Annotated in this window: 22 protein-coding genes; 11 read left to right on the top strand and 11 right to left on the bottom strand. The window is 62.3% G+C overall.

The features are described 5' to 3' along the window. Nucleotides 1–6: 6 nt before the first annotated feature. From ACE37B_RS11875 to ACE37B_RS11865, 3 genes are all read left to right on the top strand, one after another. Nucleotides 7–1,047 (top strand): 1-aminocyclopropane-1-carboxylate deaminase/D-cysteine desulfhydrase, encoded by a 1,041-nt coding sequence (locus tag ACE37B_RS11875; RefSeq protein ID WP_409923522.1) that lies wholly within the window; start codon nucleotides 7–9, stop codon nucleotides 1,045–1,047. Further along, nucleotides 1,044–2,633: an argininosuccinate lyase gene (locus tag ACE37B_RS11870; protein WP_409923521.1), complete on the top strand. Its 1,590-nt coding sequence runs from the start codon at nucleotides 1,044–1,046 to the stop codon at nucleotides 2,631–2,633. The genes ACE37B_RS11875 and ACE37B_RS11870 overlap by 4 nt, the downstream gene beginning before the upstream one ends. A gap of 122 nt (nucleotides 2,634–2,755) precedes the next feature. After that, nucleotides 2,756–3,136, top strand: coding sequence for a hypothetical protein (locus ACE37B_RS11865; protein ID WP_409923520.1), 381 nt, complete (start codon nucleotides 2,756–2,758; stop codon nucleotides 3,134–3,136). Between the two features lie 21 nt (nucleotides 3,137–3,157). Here ACE37B_RS11865 and ACE37B_RS11860 read toward each other — a convergent pair whose 3' ends face one another. After that, nucleotides 3,158–3,814 (bottom strand): helix-turn-helix domain-containing protein, encoded by a 657-nt coding sequence (locus ACE37B_RS11860; protein WP_409923519.1) that lies wholly within the window; start codon nucleotides 3,812–3,814, stop codon nucleotides 3,158–3,160. 285 nt (nucleotides 3,815–4,099) lie between these two features. Between ACE37B_RS11860 and nthB the strand changes: the two genes are divergently transcribed. The 7 genes from nthB (at nucleotide 4,100) to ACE37B_RS11825 (ending at nucleotide 8,538) form a co-directional block, all read left to right on the top strand. Continuing rightward, the gene (gene nthB, locus ACE37B_RS11855; protein WP_409923518.1) at nucleotides 4,100–4,762 is read left to right on the top strand and encodes a nitrile hydratase subunit beta; all 663 of its coding nucleotides are present in this window, start codon (nucleotides 4,100–4,102) and stop codon (nucleotides 4,760–4,762) included. Further along, nucleotides 4,759–5,361 carry a nitrile hydratase subunit alpha gene (nthA, locus tag ACE37B_RS11850; RefSeq protein ID WP_409923517.1) on the top strand — a complete coding sequence of 201 codons (603 nt, stop codon included), beginning with the start codon at nucleotides 4,759–4,761 and terminating at the stop codon, nucleotides 5,359–5,361. The genes nthB and nthA overlap by 4 nt, the downstream gene beginning before the upstream one ends. Further along, entirely contained in the window at nucleotides 5,358–5,747 is a 390-nt protein-coding gene (locus ACE37B_RS11845) for a nitrile hydratase accessory protein (RefSeq protein WP_409923516.1), read from the top strand. The genes nthA and ACE37B_RS11845 overlap by 4 nt, the downstream gene beginning before the upstream one ends. Before the next feature lie 108 nt (nucleotides 5,748–5,855). After that, the gene (locus tag ACE37B_RS11840; RefSeq protein ID WP_409923515.1) at nucleotides 5,856–7,178 is read left to right on the top strand and encodes an FAD-dependent oxidoreductase; all 1,323 of its coding nucleotides are present in this window, start codon (nucleotides 5,856–5,858) and stop codon (nucleotides 7,176–7,178) included. Nucleotides 7,179–7,185: 7 nt separating this feature from the next. Beyond that, entirely contained in the window at nucleotides 7,186–7,476 is a 291-nt protein-coding gene (locus tag ACE37B_RS11835; RefSeq protein WP_409923514.1) for a hypothetical protein, read from the top strand. Nucleotides 7,477–7,549: 73 nt separating this feature from the next. Next, the gene (locus tag ACE37B_RS11830) at nucleotides 7,550–8,038 is read left to right on the top strand and encodes an MSMEG_0572/Sll0783 family nitrogen starvation response protein (protein ID WP_409923513.1); all 489 of its coding nucleotides are present in this window, start codon (nucleotides 7,550–7,552) and stop codon (nucleotides 8,036–8,038) included. A 194-nt stretch (nucleotides 8,039–8,232) separates the two neighbouring features. Continuing rightward, nucleotides 8,233–8,538 carry a DUF1348 family protein gene (locus tag ACE37B_RS11825; protein ID WP_409923512.1) on the top strand — a complete coding sequence of 102 codons (306 nt, stop codon included), beginning with the start codon at nucleotides 8,233–8,235 and terminating at the stop codon, nucleotides 8,536–8,538. 933 nt (nucleotides 8,539–9,471) lie between these two features. On the opposite strand, the gene ACE37B_RS11820 is transcribed toward ACE37B_RS11825, so the two are convergent. After that, nucleotides 9,472–9,849: a hypothetical protein gene (locus ACE37B_RS11820; protein ID WP_409923511.1), complete on the bottom strand. Its 378-nt coding sequence runs from the start codon at nucleotides 9,847–9,849 to the stop codon at nucleotides 9,472–9,474. Between the two features lie 164 nt (nucleotides 9,850–10,013). Here ACE37B_RS11820 and ACE37B_RS11815 point away from each other — a divergent pair, with 164 nt between their 5' ends. Continuing rightward, nucleotides 10,014–10,391: a hypothetical protein gene (locus ACE37B_RS11815; RefSeq protein WP_409923510.1), complete on the top strand. Its 378-nt coding sequence runs from the start codon at nucleotides 10,014–10,016 to the stop codon at nucleotides 10,389–10,391. A 537-nt stretch (nucleotides 10,392–10,928) separates the two neighbouring features. Here the strand turns inward: ACE37B_RS11815 and ACE37B_RS11810 are convergent. From ACE37B_RS11810 to ACE37B_RS11770, 9 genes are all read right to left on the bottom strand, one after another. Next, entirely contained in the window at nucleotides 10,929–11,489 is a 561-nt protein-coding gene (locus ACE37B_RS11810; protein ID WP_409923509.1) for a hypothetical protein, read from the bottom strand. Between the two features lie 321 nt (nucleotides 11,490–11,810). Beyond that, nucleotides 11,811–12,932 carry a reverse transcriptase family protein gene (locus ACE37B_RS11805; protein WP_409923508.1) on the bottom strand — a complete coding sequence of 374 codons (1,122 nt, stop codon included), beginning with the start codon at nucleotides 12,930–12,932 and terminating at the stop codon, nucleotides 11,811–11,813. A gap of 202 nt (nucleotides 12,933–13,134) precedes the next feature. Further along, on the bottom strand, nucleotides 13,135–14,322 hold the full coding sequence (locus tag ACE37B_RS11800) for a hypothetical protein (RefSeq protein ID WP_409923507.1): 1,188 nt from the start codon (nucleotides 14,320–14,322) through the stop codon (nucleotides 13,135–13,137). A gap of 1 nt (nucleotide 14,323) precedes the next feature. Then, on the bottom strand, nucleotides 14,324–17,290 hold the full coding sequence (locus tag ACE37B_RS11795) for a type I restriction endonuclease subunit R (protein WP_409923506.1): 2,967 nt from the start codon (nucleotides 17,288–17,290) through the stop codon (nucleotides 14,324–14,326). Next, nucleotides 17,287–18,471: a restriction endonuclease subunit S gene (locus tag ACE37B_RS11790; RefSeq protein WP_409923505.1), complete on the bottom strand. Its 1,185-nt coding sequence runs from the start codon at nucleotides 18,469–18,471 to the stop codon at nucleotides 17,287–17,289. The genes ACE37B_RS11795 and ACE37B_RS11790 overlap by 4 nt, the downstream gene beginning before the upstream one ends. Beyond that, complete coding sequence (locus ACE37B_RS11785) at nucleotides 18,464–19,981, bottom strand: N-6 DNA methylase (protein WP_409923504.1); 1,518 nt, start codon at nucleotides 19,979–19,981, stop codon at nucleotides 18,464–18,466. The genes ACE37B_RS11790 and ACE37B_RS11785 overlap by 8 nt, the downstream gene beginning before the upstream one ends. Next, nucleotides 19,969–21,474: an N-6 DNA methylase gene (locus ACE37B_RS11780; protein WP_409923671.1), complete on the bottom strand. Its 1,506-nt coding sequence runs from the start codon at nucleotides 21,472–21,474 to the stop codon at nucleotides 19,969–19,971. Before ACE37B_RS11780 ends, ACE37B_RS11785 begins: the two co-directional genes overlap by 13 nt. A gap of 105 nt (nucleotides 21,475–21,579) precedes the next feature. After that, nucleotides 21,580–22,314, bottom strand: coding sequence for a hypothetical protein (locus tag ACE37B_RS11775; protein ID WP_409923503.1), 735 nt, complete (start codon nucleotides 22,312–22,314; stop codon nucleotides 21,580–21,582). An 85-nt stretch (nucleotides 22,315–22,399) separates the two neighbouring features. Then, on the bottom strand, nucleotides 22,400–23,578 hold the full coding sequence (locus ACE37B_RS11770; RefSeq protein ID WP_409923502.1) for a Shedu anti-phage system protein SduA domain-containing protein: 1,179 nt from the start codon (nucleotides 23,576–23,578) through the stop codon (nucleotides 22,400–22,402). Between the last annotated feature and the right edge of the window lie 233 nt (nucleotides 23,579–23,811).

Genomic DNA, 23,811 nt, shown 5'->3' with positions numbered 1-23,811 from the left:
GCCGGCGTGCAAGCAGCCACGGCACTCGACGCCCTCCCGCGGGTCGACCTCGGTTCGTGGCCGACCGTGCTGGAGCGTGCGTCTCGCCTCGGGACCGTGCTCGACTGTGACGAGCTGTGGTTGAAGCGCGACGACCTGTCCGGGTTCTCCTGGGGAGGCAACAAGGTCCGCACTGTCGAGTACCTCCTCGGCGACGCCCTTGCCCGCGGTGCGACCGAGATCGTGCTCGCAGGCGGACCCTCGTCCAACTTCGCGGCGTTGATGGCGGCGGGAGCGCGTTCTGTCGGCCTTGGCGTCCATCAGATCAGCTACGGGCGCGAACCCGATCACGACGTCGCCGCGCTGGTCGAAGGACGCCGGCTCGGCACCAACGTCGTGTTCACCGGATCGCCCGACAGATCGGCGATGGAGGACGTAGCCGAGCGCCACGCCGCTGATCGCTCACGCGCCGGGCAGGTCCCCTACCTGGTCCCGCGCGGGGGAGCCTCCGACGTCGGTGCACTCGGCTTCTTCGCTGCGGCACGAGAACTGGAAGCCCAGGTCGTCGCCGAGCAGAGCGCTGCCGGCACAAGTGGGGTCGGACGCGTGCCGTCGGCTGTCGTGATTCCGCTGGGATCGGGTGGCAGCGTGGCCGGATTGGTCGCTGGCCTGTGCCTCTCGACACGCGAGTGGCTGGTGCACGCCGTGTCGGTGTCGCGTGACCCCGAGTCGATAACCGAGCCCATCGTCAACACCTCGATTCGCTGTGCGGCGCTCGTCGGCGTGACCCTTCGGCCCGACGAAATCTTCGCCCGGCTACAGATTCACGACGGCCGAGCACCCGGCTTCGGCGAGGTGTCTGCGGCACAACAAGCATTGATGGGCGAGGTCACTGGAGCGACCGGCCTGCTCGTCGATCCGACGTACAACGCCAAGGCAATGGCCTGGATGAGAGATGCAAACCGCCGCGACACGCTCGGCGGGCAGCCCGCCATCTACTGGCACACCGGTGGAGCACTCGGCGCGTTCGACCATTCCCGCGTCCTCGAAAGGAACCCAACGCCATGACCTCACATGACCCCGATCCGAACACAGACCTCGCTGATGACGTCGACGGTGAGTCGGTGGGTGACCCCGTCGATGCCGAGGCGCTCACGTCGCGGATCGCCGGCGCATCGTCGGATGGTCCAGCCCAGGAACTGATCGACGCCGGGTTCGCATGGGAGATCGCCGACGCGCCGTTGCTGCATGCTGGTTTGAACCTGGCCGACCTCGGCCACGTAATCGACCTGCACCAGCGAGGCGTCATCCCTGACCGTGCCGCTGCAGACCTGCTGTCCGAGTTGTTGGTGGCCCACGCCACCCCCGCAGAGGAGTTCCCGTACGACGCTCAGTTCGGTGAGCCGTACAACTCGCGGGAGCGGCTGTTCGCCGAACGCCTCGGCAACACAGCGGGCTGGCTACATGCCGGGCGACCGCGTCGCGAGGCGGCACGCGTCGCGTTTAGGATCCTGTTGCGCGAACAGGCGGCGTGCCTCGTCGTCGAGGCCGGTCGATTCGCAAGCGACACCGCGACGGTTGCTTCAGCGCACAACGAGGTACTTATGCCCGATCAGACCTACCTGCAGCAGGCCCAACCCTCGACGTTCGGCCACTACCTGTTGGCGTTCGTGCCACCTGCGCTGCGCGACGGTGAACGGCTGGTGTCCGCGCTCGATGAGGTCAACCAGAGTCCTGGCGGGGCGGGCTGCGTGAACGGCAGCCGACTGCTCGAGGACCGGGCGACGATCGCCGAGCTGCTCGGGTTCGGCGACGTGATCGAACACACGCGGGACGCCATGTGGCAGACCGACACGTTCATCGACCTGCTGGCAACCAGCACGAGCCTGATCTCGAACCAGTCGAAGCTGGCCGAAGACCTCGAGATTTGGGCGAGCCAGGAGTTCGACTACGTCGACCTCGCGGGGCCGTACACGCGATCGTCGGTGCTGATGCCACAGAAGCGCAACCCGTATGCGCTGACGATCGTGCGCGGGGCCAGTGGCGTGTTGATCGGCCGGCTCAGCGGGTTCCTCGCCGTGGTCAAGAGCCCCTCGGCGCGCAGCGACAACTTGATCTTCGCGTATGGCGAGATCCCCCGAGCGCTCGAACTGTCGACCAGGATCAGTGCGCTGATGTCAGGCGTCGTGCGCACACTGACCGTCAACTCCGATCGCATGTGGGAAGAGTTACAGGGCGGCTTCAGCCAGGCGACGGATCTGGCCGAGTTCATCATGTCGAGCACCGGCATCGACTACCGCAGTGCGTACCGGATCGTCGGCCAGGCGGTGCGCGCAGCGAGCAGCGCAAAGCTGCGCGGCCTCGACATCACCTCTGCGATGATCGACGAGGCAGCACGCGAGATCTGCGACATCGAACTCTCGATCGATCCAGACCAGTTGGCGGCCGTGCTCGACCCACGAAGCATCGTCGACACGCGCACGGCGATAGGCGGCGCTGCTCCCGAGGTGGTGCACGCCATGGCCGAACGATTCCAACGCCGCGCCGATGGCGTGCGTGCTGAGGGCGAACGCCATCTCGACCATTTCGCGGCGACGGAGAAGGCCCTCGTGGCGCGAGCTCGGTCGCTCGTCTCAGCGTACGGCGGCGACTGATGCGGCACTGAGGCCGTCCCGCGGATCGTCTCGGCTGCGCCGGAAGCGGCCGACGACGTCTGTTGCGCGGTCTGGTCGATCTCGTGCAACGCGTGTGCAACGCGTCGGGGGAGAGTGACGTGATGCAGGTCACCTCACCCTTCGATTGCGGCTGCGACTTCGCCCAGGCAGCGCCGGCGCACCATGCACGGCTGCTGCTGCTCGAACGCGAGCCGTTCGCGATCATCGGCGAACTGATCGAGACGGCTGCCACCTGGGGCGAGGTCGAACATGGTGTCGATGAACCGGTCATCGAGCCGTCCGACTGGCTGGCCTTCGTCGAGCGGCACGAGTGGGAACAGCCCGACCAGGTGCATGAGATGATGCTCAGTCTGTGGTCCGTGACCCTGCCGTGCTCGCACGACGTGGCGCGAGCGAGAGGCGCGGGATCCACTCAAATCGCCGGGTCGGTCACCGAGATCGAAACGGCTCGGAACCGGCGCTCAGCCGAACAGAGCGCCTGAATCCAGACGCCCGACCCTTCGTCAGGCAGGCCGCAACGCCATCCACACAGCGCGGGCGAGCTTCTTGTTCGGGTTGCGCCAGCGATGGTCGCGGTCGGTTCGGAAGTGCACCGAGTCGCCGACGCCGAGTGTGACGGTGCGCTCACCGACATCGACCTCCATCGACCCGGACAACACGAAGATCAGTTCTTCGCCCGGGTGACGAAGGGCCTTGTCACCGCTGGATGCACCCGGCTCGATCTCGGCCACGGCACCGGCCACGAAGTACTGGCCGTAGGGGCCCGAGATCCCCTGCAGGTCGATGCCGGAGTGTGATGTGTAGACCGCTCGTCGCTCCTTGGCCGGCGTGTGGACGACGTATGACGGCGCAGACTCATCCTCATCCACGAAGTAGGACACGGGACGTTCGAGCGCGGCGGCCAACTTGAGCAGCGTCGTGATGGTCGGGACCATGTTCCCTTGTTCGACCTTGTGGATCGCCGCAGGGGACACGTCGGAACGGTCTGACAACTGTTGCAACGACAACCCGCGCATGTCACGTAGCTCCTTGACCTTCGGGCCGATCGAACTCACGATCTCTTCGAGTTCGGCCTCAGGCATGGGGCCGTCGACTGCCTGGCGAGTCGACCGATCGGCTTGCGCCGAGTCGCCGGAGCGGGTACGTGCTGGCTGGTTCATCGTGGGATTCCTCTGATCTCGGTGACGAGCCCGCGTTCATCGCCAGCACACCGTGTCTCATCGTGAACGGAGCATACCGACGGCGAATTCCTCGACCGCGGTGGGCGGGTGAGGTCGCCGTTCGCTCGAGCGTCGTTGTGGTCGGGTCGCCATGCACGGAATCGTACACTTTACGATTCAATCATCTCTCATAGTTGACAGCGTGACCGACGCCGAGCCAGACTGTCGCTCGACGCTCCGACGAGTAGTTCAAGAACCGCCGGGCACCACGAACGAAGGACGACAATGGACGGAATCCACGACATGGGCGGTCAGGACGGATGGGGTTCCGTCGCGATCGACCCCGACGAGAAGGTCTTTCCCACCGAATGGGAGGGTCGAGCCTTCGCGATGGGAGCGATGTCTGCTGGACTGTCGGGCACCAACCTCGACGCATTCCGCCACGCACTCGAACGGCTCCACCCGCTCGACTACCTGGTTGACGGCTACTACGGCCGCTGGCTCGCCTGCGCCGAGCTGCTGCTCGTCGATCACGGCATCCTTCCCGCCGGTGCGGTCGAGGCACGAGCCCAGAACCTGCTCGGCAACGCCGTGCCCGAGCCGACCGAGACCGCCGGCGAGAAGCCGCAGTATGAACGCAACGGCGGTGGCTCGATCCGCTCGATCGACGACCCGCACGCTTTCGCCGTCGGCGACCGTGTGCTCGCACGCGACATGCACCGCCGCGGCCACCACCGGATGCCGGCCTACGTACGTGGCCACGTCGGCACGGTCACCGCGCTGCGCCCCGCCGCCGTTCTTCCCGACGCCACCGCCCACTTCACCGGCGAAGACGCACAGCACGTCTACACCGTCACCTTCGATTCGACCGATCTGTGGGGCCCCGACGCCGAGTCCTATGCACTGAACATCGACATGTTCGAGACCTACATGGAGCAAGCATCATGACCGCAACACCACACGCCGCTGATCGGGCGCCCGCTTCGGTCCGCACCGAAGCGCTCGAAGCACTGCTCACCGAGAAGGGCCTCGTGAACGCAGGAGGCCTCGACGGGTTGATCAACCGCTTCGTCAACGACGTCGGCCCGATGAACGGGGCCACCGTCGTGGCCCGTGCCTGGACCGACCCGGAGTACCGCGAGCGTCTCCTCGCTGATGGCACTGCAGCGGTCGGTGAGTTCGGATTCTCCGGTCCACAGGGCGAACACATCGTCGTCGTGCCCAACGACGCCGAACACCACAACGTCGTGGTCTGCACACTCTGCTCGTGCTACCCGTGGCCCCTGCTCGGCCTGCCGCCGGACTGGTACAAGGACCCGGCGTACCGGTCGCGCATCGTGCGCGAACCGCGCACCGTGCTCGGCGAGATGGGTCTCGAACTCGGTGACGACGTCAAGATTACGGTCTGGGATTCGAGCGCCGAAAACCGCTACTTCATTCTCCCGGCGCGCCCCAGCGGCACCGAGGACATGAGTGAAACGGAACTCGCTGCGATCGTCACACGCGAAGCCATGGTCGGCGTCGCTGTCGTCGGATCCCCGTCATGACCGACAACTCCTCGTCGAATGACACGATGATCGATGATCTGGTTCTCGACGGACCGGCAGCAGCCCCGCGATCGAACGGAGAGCTCGTCTTCGAGTCGCCATGGGAGGGCCGAGCATTCGGGCTCGCTCTCGCCATGGTCGAGAAGGGGTTCTTCACGCTCGATGACTTCCAGGCGGAACTGATCGTCGCGATTGCGGAGTGGGAAGCCCTCGGCCAGTCCAACGAGGAATACCGCTACTACGAGTGCTGGCTGGTGGCTCTCGAGCGGCTCGTCGAGCGCAGCACCGCCGTGGGTGTTGCCGATGTCGACGCACGGTCAGCGGAGTTCTTGACTCGGCCGGCTGGCCATGACCACTCCCACGACGACGGCCATCACCATCACTGAGGTCACCACTGGCCGGGCTACCGGTCAGCGCATCGGGCCGTCCGGTTCCGATGCCATTCGAACGCAACGTCGGGGCGCGAACAGCTTCCCGGCACAAAGGAGCACAACGTGAAGATCGTCGTCATCGGCGGAGGGGCAGCCGGCCTCGGAGCAGCAGGAGCAGCGAAGGGTGCGAACCCGAGCGCTGACATCGTCGTCTACACCGAGTTCGAGGACGTGGCGTACAGCCCGTGCGGCATCCCGTTCGTCCACGGCAAGGAGATCGAGTCCTTCGAGACCCTCTTCCTCGCCACCAAGGAGCAGTACGTCAAGTCGGGCATCGACGTCCACTACGAAACCACGGTCACCTCGATCGACGCTGCCGCCAAGACCATTGCGGTCGAAGGCGAAGGCAACGTCAGCTACGACCGATTGATCCTGGCGACCGGATGGCTCTACGCCGATCCGGGTCTGCCGGGTAGTGACCTCGAGGGTCTCTACCGGGTGAAGGACATCCGCCGGGCAATGGAGTGGGACAAGGTCATCGACGAGTCCAAGTCGGCGGTCATCGTCGAGTCCGGATTCATTGCAATGGAGATGACCTCGGCGCTGCGCCACCGCGGCCTCGAGGTCACCCTCGTCGACCCGGGTCCCTACCCGATGTCCGATGTGGCCGACCCCGAGATTGTTGAACCCGTCCGTGCTCAGTGGGAAGAGATGGGCGTGGAAATGCAGTGGGGCAACAACGTCACCGCCTTCCGTGGTAACGGCAAGTTGACCCACGTCGAGACCGAGAAAGGCGACGTCACCGCCGACATCGCGATCATCGGCACACATAAGGTCCCGAACAACAGAGTTGCCAAGACCGCAGGCATCAAGATGGGCACGACAGGCGGGATCATCGTCGACTCGCACATGCGCACCTCGGTCGACGGCATCTTCGCAGCGGGTGACTGTACCGAGATTCCGCACGGCGTTTCGAACGTCCCGCTGCAAGGCTTGTCGGGCAGTCATGCGTACGCGCAGGGCAAGACCGCCGGCATCAACGCCGGTGGAGCAGATCGTGAGTACCGCTCGGTCTACGTGCCGTGGGGCATGTTGGCAGGGGAGTGGATGCTCGGCGGTGTGTCATTCGGTGAAGTGACCGCAACGGCGCTCGGCATGGAGTTCGTGACCGGTGTGGCCAACGGCATCACTCGGGCGCGCTACTACCCCGGCGTCAAGCCGATCACCGTGAAGCTCATTGCAGACCCGGCATCGCGCAAGCTGCTCGGCGCTCAGATGGTCGGCGGCGAAGGCATCAAGGAACGCGCCGACTTCCTCGCGATGATGACCCGAACCGGCATCACGGTCGACCAGATCGCGAACATGGAGAACGTGTACTCGCCGGCGATCGGTGCGCTGAACGAGCCGATGGCCGTCGCCGCCCAGAACCTCGTCTCGAAGCTGTGACGCGCTGATGCCGTTCCCGAAACCGCCGGTGCCCAAGTCGTCGTTCCCACAGTGGCTGCGCTCGAACTCCGAGCACTACCTCCTCCAGGACAGCCAGGCCCGCATCGCTGACCGTCAGGGCATAGCCGGACCGAAAAAGCCCAAGGGCATGAAAGACCGCTTCTTCCGCCAGGTGTTCGCGCCGATCTATCGGCGGATCCCGTGGTCGGTGAGGCGGCGGCTGATCCATGCGCTCCCCGGCAGTCACCGCCAGGAATGGCCGCCGCTCGAACACGAACCCCAGAAGCCCGCGATCTGACGTTCCCACGTCATCGCTGGTGCCGGATCTCTTCCATCGCAACACCATCAACAACCAAGAATGAGGAAATGACATGCCCAAGACAGTCACCATCGACCCTCCCAAAGAAGGCGACGTTCTCTACAACGTCGAAGAGAAGGTGTTCCCCGACCATCAGGCAGAGCCCGGCGACAAGGCGTACGTGTTCATGCACACCGTGCCGTTCGAAGGCTCGGTTGGCCTTGTCAACATGCTCACCGCCACGCGCCTCCAGCGCAAGGGTTTCGAGCTGACCTTCGTCCTCTATGGGCCCGGCGTGCTCATGGCGTCGGCCGCTCGTGGTTACCCGGCGGTCGGCTCGGAGGGCTTTCCCGGCAACCTGAGCATGAACCGGCAGTTGCAGGTACTCATGGACGAGGGCGCGAAGGTCTATGCCTGCCGTTTTGCGATGGGTGCCCTGTACGGCATGCGAGAAGACGACGTGATGCCCGGCGTGATGCCGTTCAGTCCGCTCGACGTGCTCGACGCCACGATTCAGGCGTGGCGCGACAAGGCGCTGATCATCACCACCTGGACCGTCTGATCCAGACGACCCCTCAGGGGTGAAGGAATCGATCGAGGGGCCGGCCATCGTGGCCGGCCCCTCGGCGTTGTTGGACCGATCTGACATCGAACAAGCGGTTTGACGGGGTGAAATGGTCATGAGTGATGTAGCGATCGACAGGCGGCTTCCGCTCTCACCGTTCACGCAGGAGGCGTGGCGAGATTCGCGAATTCTTGGCCAGCAAGTGGGCTCACGAGACTGAGTACGCCCTCCGTAAGGATCTCTGGACCTTCGTCGGCGACCGGATCCCGCTTCCAGTACGAGTCGCTCGACGTCGATGGCCGGTAGTGGCGCTCGTGTGGAACGAGAACTGGGAGTTCGACGAGTTTCGGCTTGTGCGACGGTGCGAAGCGAGCATCAACGATGTAGAGATCACGCTCGGCGAGCGGCGAATCTTCGGTGAGCGCCCCGACGGTGACCAGACGGCGAGTCAACGGTTGTCGGCGTCGCGGCTCGCGCTAGCCATGGCCGCCATGTGACGAGTCGACGAGACCCAGAGAGCGCCGCAGCACGAGGTTCATGCCGACACCTGTCCTCTTCGCTTCCGCCTCGAGGGCGCGATACACCTCTGGGTCTACTTCGATCTGTTGCATTCTGTCGGTCGTGGCGGGCTCGTCAGGCATGAGTCGTATGATACGTCGTTATTTCCGATCATGTATGCCGCAGGGGCTGGACCGAAGTCGTTGTCTTCTACCGAACCGGTCTCGGTCTCCGAGCATCGATGGAACGGGAGTGGTCCATCGAGATCGAGCTGCGTCCCGGGGCACATCAGCGTTGCTGATGCCGGTCGGGCAAGCATCGCAAGTGGTGACGGGGGTCTCGCGCTCAGCAGGCGCGTCGACGACGCTCTCGACTGCCGGCAGCGGATCGCTCAGCACGATGGTCTGCTGTCGCCGCGTTGACTCACCGAAACATCAGTCTTTCCGCCTGATTACACGGCGGCGTCCCAGCCGGCGTGGGTGAGTCCCAGGACCAGGGCGCTGCCGGGATCAATGCAAGCCGAACGGAGCGACACCGGCCCGATTTCACAAGCGGTGTCAAGGTGCGGACAAGGCACGAAAGTCGTCACTAGCAGTGACTAAATAGGATTTGACCAGGCGTTATATGGAGCGGATGACGGGAATCGAACCCGCGTTCTCAGCTTGGGAAGCGCTTCCAAGCTGATCGCATCGTGCCTGCGTGTGGGGTATTTGTCCTGATCGGAGGTGGTTTTCGTTGTCTTCGGTACTGTGCGTTGTTGTGCCGTATCGCACCCTGTTGCGCATTCTTCTAGGCACGATTTAGGCACGGCGATTCGAGCGTCTCGACGGGAGGACCCGTGCGCCTCGACGCAGTCGTCTGTCGGCGAGTCGGCCAGCTCCGTCGCGTCCGCGACTGCTGGAGAACCGAACGTTGGGGAGTTGCCCCGGAGGTCAGGCTCCGTCAACGCTGAACGACCCCAGGCCGTTGATATTCGTCCACGTTAGGTGGTTTCGATACGAGGGTGCGAAGAGATCCTCAAGAGTCTCGACCTGCGGAAATATTGACGGACCGAAGAGAGTCGTCAGCGCCACGATGTCTTCTAGGCCGAGATTGACTGTTCCGTTCATCTTCTTCCTTAGGTTGCCAGGGGAGTTCGATACCGCTGCTGCGAGTTCGTCGAAGCTCGCAGCGCTGGCCGCATGCTCCTTACGAACCTGCAGAACGACGCGGTGCTGAAGCCACTTCGTCGCACTAGCGATGACAACCTCGTCGGTGCTGGGTGGATCCGGCACGAACCCCGAATACCCGAAGTCGGTGTGCGATGCCATGATTCGATCCTCTCGTTCAGAAGATGATCGTATCCGCGCACGAGCTGCGCGTCTGAAATACAGTGAGGCGCGATGAGAATCACAAGGCGAAGCCGCCACGTCGTTGTACTACTCTCGTCGGTCCCGGGTGGCCATCGCTTTCTCGCCGACATGGAGGAGTACGTATGAGCAAGACGAAGCGCTCTGACTTCCCATCTCCTGCACACGACCCGTCATTTAGTGACCGCGAGTCGGTGATTCGGAACGTCGACGTGATCAACGGGCTGCGAGGACATCTGCTGGGTGCCACGGAGTTGCCTTCCGACATCTCTAACAAAGTGAGCCCGGGTGCGTTTGACTACCTGTCCTCGGACGAAGGAAGAGAGATGGTGGGTAAGTGGTTTGCTGCTTTCGCTTCGACCATCGGGTTGGTCCAGCAGGCAAGAAACGAGCTTGTCCACGGTGCTACTCGTCCGAGTGACGAAGATCTGCGCGAGGTCGCAGATGCATCAACGCACATTCTCGAATCGCTCTTTGTTCGGGCCGACCGTAAGTCCCGGTGATCGATTTGGAGCGCGAGCTGGGCTCCTATTCGGTTGACTCCCAGAGCTGATCTTCAGAACTGACGGCTGTCTCAAGCGCACGCTTGTACGACAAACCCCCGGGGCCCTTGATCTCGCCACCGGGAGGAACCAATCCAAGGAGCAGAGGCGTCGCTAGAGCGAGCGCAACGACCAGGGCAGCTAGTGGCGCGCCCGTCGAGACAGAAATCGGCTGGCAAGCTCTTTCCGTGGTGACATCGGGGGTCTCATCGGATTCATCCTCGACCACGGTTCGAGTTTCAGAGCAGACTCTGAAGTTGCTGGGGTCGATCGGTAAGAGCGTGAGGACGAAAGCGCCCAACGCGAACGCTGCGGACGCAACTCCTAACAGCAAGAATAGGCGCCGGACCCGCGGCTTTCTTGATCGGTCGTTGCCCTCGCTGTGGACGGGGGGCTCTGTTCCGTCAATTGGCGGCTCCTCTGGGCTTGAGAATAGGAAGTTCCATATTCGCCGCCGTAGAGACAGACTCTTTTGGCCGGAGCTCGGGTCAGCCGCACTCACCGGCGGAGCAGTGACTGCGCCGTGCCGAGGAGTTCGTCGGCCGTAGACGAGTTTCGCTCGGCGGCGGCAAGAAGTCTTACCGCTACGAGCACGGCTGCTAGGTCGCGTCGCGCCTCTTTCCGGTGCAGCTTCTTTGGTGTTCGAGAGAAACCGACAGAAGCATCGATTTGTGCTCGAAACTCACGGCAGGCTTCGTTCAAAAAGTCTTCGAGCTGGTCCATCCGGCATTGCTGCGCCTTCTTGTCGGTGGACAGTAGTTCGAAGCTTTCCTTCGCCTCGGTGCAACACCAACCGAACCGTTCGTTCACGGATCCGACTTTCGAGAGGAAAGCTCGGAGGTCCGCTATTGATCGCTCGTTGGCACCGGCAATGAGTTTCTCCCATCGTTCAGCACGATGATCGACCTCACCGCCAAGCTCATAGGAGGCTACTTCGGCCTGCCTTGTCCGGTTGATCTGGCGACCGAGCGACGAATTGCCCGAGGACTGGTAGCTCCTGTGGCGCAACAGCACGCTGCGTGTCAGCGAGACCGCTTGGTTGTCAGAAGTTAGTTTCATCGCAGTTCTCCAGCTCTGATCGCAGAGCAAACGTACCGTAGAGACCCACGTCGGGAGCGGATAGTCCAAACTGGCTTGGCAACGGACTTGGCTGGCGGAATATAGAGACCGGGCTGCCTCGCTAACTCCGTCCTCGCTCGACGTCGTGGAAGTTTGGCCGCGCAACTGCGCCCGAACATGCCGTGGTACTTCGGCTGACTGGCAGCGAACGGTTTTGGCGGAGCAGTGCCGCCTGGCAGGCAACGTTAATCCAGTCGCCGAGGAATCGTGAGAAGTCAACGGTCGCTCTTCGGGCCTGGCAAACCTGCACTACCACTTCATCTAGCCCAGCTGGCCTAAAGGCCATCCGCCACCAAGCAGCGCCGCCCGCCACTTCGCCAATGCATCGACCGACCACTTCGGCTCGATGTCTAGAGCGAATCGGATGAGCCCGTTGACGTGATTGACCAACCCCTGCAGCGACGAGAAGTTCCTTGACCTAGCGTGCGCGCTCAAGCCGAAGCGCTCCACACCGTAGGTGTGCGTTGCGATTCGGCTCTTGAACTGGCGGGTCAACCGGGGCGTCTCATCGTCGACCAGCAATCCGAGCACAATGTGCCGGGCCCCCGGAGGGACGATCCTGGTCTTGGCGCGGTGAAGCTCGAAGCCGTGGAGCCGGCAGATATCGCCTACTTGTCGTACGACAGCGAGAGCGTTGGAGCGAGTGAACGCTTCCGTGGTCGAGAGCGTGATGTCGTCGGCGTAGCGCGTGTAGACGAGCGATGCGTCCTGTGCGAGCGAATCGAGGCCGATATCGAGCTTCTCTGCGACGAGATTCGAAATGGCTCCACTGGTTGGAGCTCCTTGTGGCAAGTAGCCGAGATGACCAGTTCGGTAGGCACGGACCCCTCGATCATCGTAGTTTCGAATCTGAAGTCGTTCACGGTCAATGTGTGTGACGAAGGCGCCGTCTCTTGTGCAGAGTCGCGCCAGCTCTAGCGAGACGAGGGGTGAATAGCCGGCCGCTACGAAGACGTCATAGACATCAGGCTCTTTGATGTTGGTGTAGAAGTCGTGAAGGTCAACCTTGACGAGCCACCTTGCGCCACAGTGCTCTTGCGCACACGACTTGATCGAGCTGCCCGGATGGTACGCGTAGCTAGCCCGGTGCGGAGACAGACGGTGGAGCACTCGCCGTAGAAGCCAGCGTTGCACCTCCATCAGGACGGGCTCTGGGACCGCAATCGGTCGGCCCTTGCGGCTGTTGCGGCGAGAGACGGTGAAAGTTCGGTAGGGGTCGTGGCGCCGCCCAACAATCGATCTCAGATAGCGGTAAGAAACTCCCGTTCGGCGGCTCAAGTGATTCAGCGTCAGGATCGAGGGCAACCCGCGCCCCTCCAGCGAACTAGTTTCTCGACGGGCCCTTTCGATCTGCGAATCTTCGCGGCCAAGCGATTTCGCCATCTGACGGTATTGGTGAGGGGATCCGGTCAATGTCTACCTTTGGTCGATTCCTCGACGGGTGCGAAGGCTTGCCCAAGTCCTCGCCGGAATCGCAAGTCTTCGGACCTGCCAGCCGCCGGCGTGGGCTTGTACAACGCATGGGACGACGTCCCACACTGTCGAGCAGCCGAAGCCACTCGACCGCGCCAACTGGGTTGGCTCTCTAGACCCTCCCGGATCCCCTCGCACTGGAGAATAGCTTGTACTGGGGGTAGTAGGGCTCGTCGTTCTCCACGAGAGCAAAAGGTTCCGGCCGTGGCTGCGTCTTTGCAGCGCGAAGTTCCGCCCTACCCTCGTTCGACAGCCGCCTCCTGGAGTCGCAAAGGCCCAACTGGGTAGCTGCACCAACCAAAGCAGTGACTCGTTGCACCGGCATTCCGAGCGAGGAGGCCAGTCGATCGTCGTCACGTTTTCCCGCTGCAAGAAGGGCGAGCAGGAGGAGCAGTGATTGCGCCGATTCGGATTTTGTCTCACGCAAGGCTCGCTGGCCGAGTTCGTTGGCTAGGCGCGAAGCGTCAATGTCGGGGGCGTAGTCCAGCAGTTCGTCAGCCTGAGATGGAGAGAGCTGCCGGTTCTTGAACATCGGTGTCCAAGCCTTCCTACCTCGATTCCGCTGCCAGAGGATCGCAGGAAGGTTGTTTGGCACCGTGTGCTGACTTAGGAACAGGCCTTCTGAGTCTTCGTAGCCATGTGCGTACCGCCGCTTGAAGGCGTAGCGCTCACATACGTCGCGAATGTCCAAACGTTCGCTGGCGGTCCACGCCGCGGCATCGAACGTGAGCCCGGCCCAGACCCGGTCTATCGACGCCAATGCTGGAACCATCGACAGCTTTTCGAAGGCCGACCGCGAGCATGCGTACGTGACGTACTCAACCCGGGTCCACTTGAACGACATCCAGCTTCGAATTCTGGGATGCGACATCCACCGAGCGATGTAGCGCGACGCTTGGCCCCCGGACCCGGTGTAGTCGTCGACCAATAGAATCGTGCGTGCGCGTTTCGTGTGAAGCGTTTCAACGTCGACATTGAAGAGCGTCTTGTCCGGACGCATCGCCTCGATGGATCGGAGAAGGTTGGCCACCAAGCTTGAGCTGTCGGGTTCACCGATGGGTGGAGGAAATTCCTCTCCTGGCAGCACCACCTTCGGTACATCGGTGACCGCATACAGGCCGACTGGGCCTTCCGAGCGGTCGACCGCGGCCAGCACCAGATCCGCCAGGCTCGACCGAAACGTCGTCTCCCCAACTATGCGGAGACTGTTGAGTAGCTGCGCCGCCCGCACCCGGTCCTCAGGAGTGAAGTTTGCGAGCCACGCCTGTCCGCTGCTCGAGTCGCTCGGCCTCGTGCCCACCTCAGTAAAACTCGCGGATGTAGCCGTAGGCGCGGTCGAAGAGGTCTTGGTCCTGGTGGAGCTTGTACTTGAACAGCGTCTTGCGGAGCGCCATCTTCACGGCGCGCTCGCCGGCGTGGGTGGCTTGCCAGCCGTCGAAGCGAACAACGTGAACGATCTCGTCGATGTCGGCGACGACGCGATCGACGATAATCGGGGTGTCGTCGGTCTTCGCCTCTTCGAACAGCTCGGTCAGGGCTTGCTTGCCGCGCTCTTCTTCTTCGATCGGCGGCACCGCACGTTCGGTCTCCACGACGTCACGCGCTAGGTCGAGGAGCTCCTTCAGGAACTCGACGCTCAGGAGCAGACCTTGCTCGTGGCGGCGACGTAAGTCTTCGAGCCGTTCAGCCAGCGCCTTGAACCGAGGATCGTGTAGGTGATTGCGAAGGCGTTTGACGACCTTGATCTCGATCTCCTTGGCCTTCTTCTTCGGGTCGGGAGTGCCGAGGATCGCCTCCAGCAGGTCGGCGTCGACGACCAGGGTCTCGAGGTCGTCGTCCACCTTGATGACGTGCACATTCTCGTGGATTAGCTCGACGGTCTTGGCGCCCAGCCGGTGCCAGAGCAGTTGCCCCGTCACGGACACAGGCTTCACCGATTCGTAGACCTGGACTAGCCAGCGGTAGTCGGTCTCGAAGGTACTGAGGAACGGGTCGGGCGAGATCGCCTCCCAGAGTCGCATCAGGTAGCTGAGGTCGGCGGCGAAGCGGTCGCGGGTCTCGTTGTCGGGGAGGCAGTCCTGTGCCGCCATCAGCCCCTCGTAGCCGGCGACGGTTCTGTCGACATCGGGGAAGTAGTCGAGACAGTTCTGGATGGCTTCGGCGAGCTGATCCTTGAGCTCAGAGATGTTCGTCACCACTCGGGCGATGCCCTCCTCGTCGAACTCAAGCGCCTGGGCGACATCGTCGAAAATGCCGAGGTAGTCGACGATCAGACCGTGGGTCTTCTCCTGGGTATAGGGCCGGTTCGTGCGGCAGATCGCCTGCAGCAGCGTGTGGTCGCGCAGCGGCCGGTCGAGGTACATCGTCTGCAGGATCGGCGCGTCGAACCCGGTGAGCAGCTTCGACGTGACGATGAGGATCTTGAGCGGGTCGCTCGGATCGCGGAAGCGGTCGAGCAACTTTTCCTCGGCATCGCGGTCGCGCCGATAGGCGGCGTAGTCGTCCTCACCGCTGTTCACCGACATCACGATGTCGGACATCTCCGGCGGGAGATGCTGGTCGAGGGCCTGCTTGTAAAGGGCGCAGCTCTCACGATCGAACGTGACGACCTGCGCTCCAAATCCGTTCGGCGCCACCTTCTCCTGGAAGTGCTGTGCGATGTCGGCGCACACCGCTTGCACCCGCTCGGGTGCTTTCACGAGCACCGCCATCTTGGCGGCGTGCTTGCCGAGCTGGTCTCGGTCTTCGTCTGTCAGGCCTGAGGTCAGCGCACGGTATGCCTCCTCAATGGCGTCTTGGTCGACGTGCAGGTCGACGAGCCTGGGTTCGAAGTGCAACTCCTTGGTGGCGCCATCTCGGATCGAGTCTTCGAAGCCATAACGGCTCAGGTACCCGTTGGCGTCTTCCTCTGCGCCGAACGCGTAGAAGGTGTTCTTGTCAGCTCGGTTGATCGGCGTGCCGGTCAACCCGAACAAGAAGGCGTTTGGCAGTGCCTGGCGCATCTTCCGGCCGAGGTCGCCCTCCTGCGAGCGGTGGGCCTCGTCGACCAGCACGATGATGTTGTCGCGGTCGTTCAGCACTCCCTCGGCTTCACCAAACTTGTGAATCGTGGTGATGAGAACTTTGCGAACGTCATTCGCTAGAAGGTCCTGGAGGTCCTTGCGGGTCTCGGCCTTGACGAGATTCTGGGCGTCGTTGGCGAAGAAGGTTCCGGTGATCTGGCTGTCGAGGTCGATGCGGTCGACCACCACGATCACGGTCGGGTTGCGCAGTGCCGGATGGAGCCGGAGCTTGCGGGTGGCGAACAGCATCAGCAGCGACTTGCCCGAACCCTGGAAGTGCCAGATCAGACCCTTCTTCGTCTGCCCCTCGACTACCCGCTCGACGAGCTTGTTCGCTCCTTCGTATTGTTGGTAGCGGGCGATGATCTTGATCCGCTGTTTGCCCTTGTGCGTGGCATACGACGTGAAGTTCGCCAGCAAGTCGAGCAGCACCTCGGGCCGGAGCATCGACGTGACCGCCTTCTCGACCTCGAGCATGGCGGGCAGCACCGACTCGTCCTCCAGCCGCCATGGCCCCCAGAACTCAACCGGCATTCGGACGGCGCCGTAGCGCAGCTCCTTGCCTTCGGTGGCGATCGAGAACACGTTGGGCACGAACATCTCTGGAACGTTGCGTTCGTAGTCCTCGTGCACCTGTAGTGCGCCGTCCAGCCAACTCTGACTCGACCGGACCGGCGTCTTGGCTTCGATCACGACGAGCGGCAGCCCGTTGACGAGCAACACGACGTCGGCTCGCTTCTCCGCCTTACCGGCCCGGAACACGTATTGCTGTGTCACGACGTACTGGTTCTGTTCGGGATCGTCGAAGTCGACCAGCTTGATCGTCACGTGCTCGCCGTTCTCCCCGAACGGCATCGACTTCTCGCCCGAGATCCACGCAGCGAATTCCTCGTTGGCTTTGACCAGACCGTCGCTACGAACGCCCATTACGATCGCCCGCAGCCGGTAGAGAACGTCGTCGACGCGATCCGGCTGGGTGGCGATCGTGGGATTCAGGCGGGTTAGGGCTTCACGCAGATGCTCCTCGACGAGTGGTTCATGGAGCTGACGAGGGAGGTTCTCGTGCGCGAGAAAGTGCCAGCCAAGGCCGGAGACCTGGCCAGTCCGACGCGCCAAGCCGGGGCCGACGGCGGTGTGGTGGCTAACGCCGCCGCAGAGCAGGTCACAGACGAACGCCTCGACGGTGTTCGCTTCGTTGAATGTCATTTGGTCCCGCCTCTAGGTGATCGAAGCACCTCGGCCAGCAGCGTTCGCTGGACGCTCGCCAGATAGCTCCTTCGCTCATTGATCGAGGTCACGTTGTCGCTCAGCGACCGGATCTCCTTCACTAAATCGCGCTGGACCTGTAAGGGAGGTATGCGAATCGGCATCTGCTTGAGCAGTGTCGCGTTCATATTCTGTTGGACACCTCCGAACTGCCTCGTACGGATGAAGGACTTTCCGAGAGGTCCGTTGATCCACCAACAGAGATACTCGGAATCCAGCATCGATGGGTCAGGTGATGAGATGAGCGTGGTGAACGTCTGGCATCCGGCCAGCGACGCGGGCACGACCGCAGACTCGCCTGGGTTTCCGGTGCGTGCAGTGACCACATCACCCACTCGTAGTCGCTTGCTCTTGTTCTGCGCATCGAAGGCAGGATCGAGATAGAGGAGCTCGTCGAGTTCCAGGGTCCCCTTCTTGATGTTGGTGTTGCGAACCATCGCGACCCCTGATTCTCGATACGCATGAGTCGCCGAGGACGCGATCCCGACGATGACCCGGTCGCAAGCTTCGGCAAGTGGAACTTCCCGGGCACCTCGGCACCTCTGGCCACTCATTAGTCGAGCGACATGAGCATCGAGAACCTCAAGCCCGCTTTCGGCCGCAATCCTGTAGGTCTCAGAAACGCGATGAGCCGCTTGTAGCACATGCACGATTCGTCGCTGCTCCTCAAGTGGAGGCAGTTCGAACTCGTACTTCGCAAGCGCTTTCCAGTTCACACGCGGTGAAAGCCCACCCTGCGACATGCTGATCACGTAGTCGTAGAACGACTCGCTCTGGCAGATGAATGGAAGGAGCTCGGCCAGCAGGCGATCGCCCTTGGGTTCGAGGACGTAAATGTCCCCGGAGCACACTCCGCTAAAATCGGCCACGGCGACCTTCCGCTGATAAGCGCGCCGCTTCCCGAACAAGACCTGGCCATTTCTGAATACGGTCGTGAAGGTCGTGCCGTCAGCGATGTCACCCCAGCTTCGAATGCTTATCTCGCGCTTCTCCAGGTGCTCAAGCCCAAGGTACCGCTCGAAACCATCGGCCTCGGGATCGTCCGACCGTTCTTTCGACCGCTGAACGACATCCCCGAATGCGACAACGGTTCCGACCTTGCCGCTGATCGTCTCAGGCATCGCTGACCTCCTCGGCCGCGACGCTCTCAAGAGTGTCCAACAGTGCATCCATGTCAGCCCAGAACTCACGACCCGAGTTGTCGAAGGACGTCCACGCAGTCGAGAGACTCGCTGCCTCGCCATCTGATTCGGTCGCTGCCGTCTTCTTGACATGCCTTGGGATCGAGAGGTTCCCGCCTTCGGCGAGGAGATCGGCATTCGAGACCACCGCAGCGAATCCACGTTGGTCGGCAAAGGCCTCGTAGGCGTTGAGAATCTTAGACTGGTGCTCTTCGCTCAGAAAGCTCTGAGCCCGCTCGCGCGACACTTCCTTCACTGCGTCGATGAAGAGGATTTTGCCCTGACGATTCGCCGGTTTGACGGAGCGGCAGACCAGTACGAATGCTTCCATCGGCGAGTTGTAGAACAGGTTGGGGCCCAACCCCAGCACACACTCGATCAAGTCAAGCTCAAGCAGCTTGCGCCGCATCTCGGTTTCTTCGTTCCGGCCAAGCACGCCCTGCGGGAAGAGGATCGCACAGCGCCCCGTCGTCGGATCCATGCTCTTCAGAATGTGCTGGAAGAAGGCGTAGTCGGCCCGCCCTTGCGGCGGGGTGCCAAGGAAGTTCCGGCCCCATGAATCGCTTAGCCAGGCCTCGCGATTCCACTTCTTGATCGAGTAGGGCGGATTTGCGAGGACAACGTCGAAGGTCTTCAGCCGGTCACGGTCCAACAGGGCGGGCTCGTGTAATGTGTTGCCGCTGCGGATATCGAAGTCGGATACACCATGAAGCACAAGGTTCATTCGGGCAATGGCTGCAGTGATGTTGATTAGCTCCTGTCCGTAAAGTCCAATTGTGCGGATGTCGCCACCCTTCCGCTTCACTTCTGCGAGGCACGAGATCAGCATTCCGCCAGTGCCACACGTCGGGTCGTAGACCGTCTCGCCAGGTTGAGGCTCCAGCATCTGCGCCATTAAGTGGACAAGTGTGCGGTTCGTGTAGAACTCCTGCGCGGTATGACCGCTGTCGTCGGCAAACTGTTTAATCAGGTACTCGTAGCCGTTCCCCAGCTCGTCCTCAGGGACGTTCTGAAGGCTCAGGGTGTGCTTCGAAAAGTGCTCGATGAGATTCTTCAGGGTCTCATCCGGCATCTGGGCCTTATCCGTCCACGCAGCGTTGCCGAAGACTCCCTTCAGCCGCTCTGGATTGGCCCCCTCGATGGCCTGAAACGCACCCAGCAGCGCCCTACCGACATCCCTCGACGCATCTCGAGCGCTCGTCCAATGCGCGCCAGCGGGAATGATGAACCGGTCGTTCGCCGTCGCGGTGGCGTAGCCCTCGTCGTCGGTCTCCTCGAATGCTTCTCGGAAGTCCGCATCCCAGACGTCGGACAACCGCTTGAAGAATAGGAGCGGAAAGACGTACTGCTTATAGTCGCTGGCATCGATTAGGCCGCGCAGCAGAATCGCCGCTCCCCACAGGAACGACTCGAGTTCCTTCTGCGTCAACTGGTCGCTCACTCGAGCCAACCGCCATCCGCCAATACAGTTCGGAGATCCGCCTCAGCGGCTCGAGTCTCGGCGAGCGCTGCCCTGAACGCCCCGACCGATTCCGAAAGGGCTGGGACGTCATCGCCAGGTACGGGCAGCACATACCTCGAGATGTTGAGGGTCCAGCCCTCCTCCTCGATCTTCTCTAAGGTGACGACCTTGGCTCGGTCCTGCACGTCCTCGAACGATTCGAACCACTCGACAATCTGCTCGGCGTGCTCTGGGTCGAGAAAGTTCTGGGCTCGTCCCCGCCGAAAGAGCCGCGAAGCATCGACGATGAGCACCTTATGGCCTCGTTCGGCGGGCGTCCTCCGCCGGAGGACCACCACGCACGCCGCCAATGGCGTTCCGTAGAAGAGATTCGGGGCAAGGCCAATGATGGCCTCGACGAGGCCGTCTTCGAGGATGGACTTGCGGATGTCTCGTTCGGCTCCGCGACGCGCCAGTGCACCCTGCGGCAGGACGACGGCCATGCGGCTGCCGTCGCCCTCCGCCATCGACGCGACCATATGCTGAACGAAGGCAAAGTCTCCGTACTTCTTGGGCGGAAGTCCATACTCCACTCGGTTCCAGGGGTCGTTCTCCCAGGTCTCCCGGCCCCATTCCTTGAGGGAGAAGGGAGGGTTGGCAATCACGCAGTCGAAGGTGGCGAGGCCGCCAACGCCGTTGGTGAAAGCCGGGTTTCGGAGGGTATCTTCTCGGGCGATCTGGAAGTCCTCAATGCCGTGTAGCACAAGGTTCATGCGAGCGACCGAGGAGGTGGTGAGGTTCTTCTCCTGGCCATAGATCTTGCCGTAGAAGGTGCGGGGGTCGCCGCCGGCTTCTTTCACGTGATCGATGGCAGCGAGAAGCATGCCGCCCGTGCCGCAAGCCGGGTCGTAGATCGATTCGCCCTCTTGGGGGTCGAGGATGTCGACCATCATCCGCACGACGCTGCGCGGTGTATAGAACTCGCCGGCCTTGTTGCGCCGGTTCACGTCGGCGAACTTGCTGACGAGATACTCGTACGCATCTCCAAGGATGTCGGTGTCGACATCGTGGTTGCCGAGAGCGATCGAGGAAAAGCCCTCGATCATGTCCTTGAGCAGCTCGTCGGTGAACTTCTCTTTGTTGCCCCAGTCGGCTGTGCCGAAGATGCGGTAAAGCGTGTCGGGGTTGGTGCGCTCGATCTCCTGCATCGCGTGCTGGAGCGAGGCACCGACGTTGCTGGGCGTCTCCCTGACGTCGCGCCACCGACAGCCCTCGGGTACCTGGAACCGGTGGACCTCAGGGAAGTGAGTCGGGTCGGCCTCGCCGTAGAGCTCGGCGGCATCGGCCGTCTCCTCGTCCCACACGTCGGAGATCCGCTTGAAGAACAGCAACGGGAGGATGTACCCCTTCCAGTCGGTCCGGTCGACGGCCGACCCGCGCAGGATGTTGGCGGCATCCCAGAGCGCCGACTTGAGTTCCGCTGTCGAAGTTGGCGACTTCACGTCGACGCTCGCTTCAGCACGCTCTCGTTGGTCCGTCGCCGCCACTCAAACATCTGCGGCGAGCATAGATGTACCTGAACATTCGGTGCCTATGTTGAGCCGACGTCAGCCGTACTGATCGTCGTCCGGAACCTCATGAATTCGCCAGCCGGTCCAGAATCGTTCCATCGTGGTCGGCTCCGTGTCGAGACGAAGCCGGAACTGCTCATCGTGCGGCCCACCGAAGTAGCCCTCCGGAAGGGGATTCGCCGCCCACGGATTGTGAATCACCTGAAGGCGAGCGACAGCCGCCGACGGGTCGAAGTCTCCCGCCTTTGTCAGCTCACCTTCGACATCCGTCACCACGCTCCAGGCCTGTTCGAGAGAAGGTTTGGGTGGGAGCCGCTGCCGCGTCTCCCGTTGCAGTCGGTGGAGCGTTGGGTTGAATCGCCGGATTGCAGCGATCGCGCTGAATCGGGTGTTCTGGCCGTTACGAAGAGGACGCTTCCGGCCGAAGGCTCCGACGAATAACTCGAATTCGGCCAGCGCAACGTCGCTGTTCGCACTCGACACCACCACGACGTACGGAACGCCCTCGTTCTTCGCCTTTGCGCCCTGTGCTCGCTTCCTACTCTTGAACGCTCCGTTGACCGGCTTGAACGCATCGAACGAACCCGATCGATTTCGCAGGATGAGCTCCGGGCTGTAGATCTCGCAGATCGCCGGGCCGTCCGGACCATCGACGGTGAAGTCGGGTTTGCGCGAGCCACTGCTCGCCTCGAACTCCGCAGACAGATCCGGCCGTTGATTGATGTAGGCCCTGAACAGCACCTCGCCATCTCGGACGCTGTCACTCGGCATCCATCCACGATGCCGACAATCTGCAGAACACGCAACTCCCCCAGGTTCAGCGTGGCGGTGGCGGTGAAGCCGGCATCCCTCGCTGTCAGCCATCCGTCCGACGAGCAAGCTGAGCCATATTCCTGGCGCCTACAAGCAACTCCTCATAAGTGATTACCTGGATTCGGGCCAGATGACTGTTGTACGTGCGCAGGGTGTCGTAGACCTGCTCGCGGTCCACCGAGCAGTGGGTTGGATGACCGATAACAACGGTCGCCTGTCCGCGGCGGACATCGAATCCGAGGTTGGCCTTGATCGTGGCTCGTTCCTCGTCGAGCGATCGGAGATAGTTCGCCGCCTGCCCGACTGCCTCGTTGACACCCGGACCCACGGCGTGGTGGCTTCGGTACTTGACCACAAGGTCCGACACGTTTGCCGTCTTGAGTTCCACGACGTGAAGCGAGCCATCAACTTGGATCAGTGGAATGTCCAGCTGATCCCGGACGGTGAGCGATCTTCGGTCAGCGAGGTCCACGAACCGGCCTCCGAAGATCCACCACTGCTCCTTCAGCAAGTGTTGAAGCTGCCCCTCGCTTGTACTCGGGTCGTCCACGAGCGACTGGAGCTGCTCCACGATCTCACCAAGTTCAGTGGCTTGAACAACCGTCCGGAGCTTCGCTCCACCGCCGGCCGCGACGATCGCGTCCACCGCATCCGACTGATTCAACAGGGCATCGAAGATCAGGTTCGCATCGTCGCCATTGATTTCACCTGCGCCGAGCGCCGCCACCACCTCCGGCGTGAGCCGATCAAGAGCGCTCGCCTGTGAGGACGACACGACTTTCAGCATCTCGCCATCTGGAATGTCCAGTTCGGGCAGCTCGAGCAGGAACCGAATCAGAGCCCACAACTGATCCGGACAGTCGGACAGGTCCACGTGGGCCTTCACCAACCGAACCTCACCAGTTGTGACGGGTAGATCGGCTTCCTCGATCGCTCGATTCGTCTTGTTGCGCACGGCGAAGTCGAGCCGAGGCGAAAAACGCCCGTTTCCCTTGGCGATGAGTTTCACCGAGCACAGCTTCAGCGTCTGCGGCTTGGTCTCGAGGATGAAGTCCGTGATCAGAGACCCCCGTCCGCGATGAAAGAAATAGTAGAAGCTCGTTCCGTTGCCCGCTGGGCGAATCTCGAGGTCTGCGAAGTCGTCGGTGCCGACCAGGAAATCCGTTCCCCGGTTTAGAGGCCATCCGCGTCGAAAGTTCGGGGTCGGCGAATCGCTGCTCATCTGAAATTACACACTGCTAGATGCTCCAATCGTCGACCGTGAGCACGGTACTCCGACCAGGTCGCGCCTCGACTACGGCCGATGCGGTCCGCCGATCTGACCATCGGCTCGCGAGCGCACGGCGGGCAACCGTCATCTGTGCAGCATTGGCGATCGCGCCGTTGGGCTGAGCCGAACAGCGTGGCGTTCGCAAATTCGATCAAGCGGTACACCTGTGCACAGCGGCGCAGTGC

The sequence above is a fragment of the Ilumatobacter sp. genome (assembly GCF_046290335.1).
In the GTDB taxonomy this organism is placed as follows: Bacteria; Actinomycetota; Acidimicrobiia; order Acidimicrobiales; family Ilumatobacteraceae; genus Ilumatobacter_A.
Note: the sequence above shows the minus strand (reverse complement) of the source record. Positions and strands in the feature narration are given on the sequence as shown.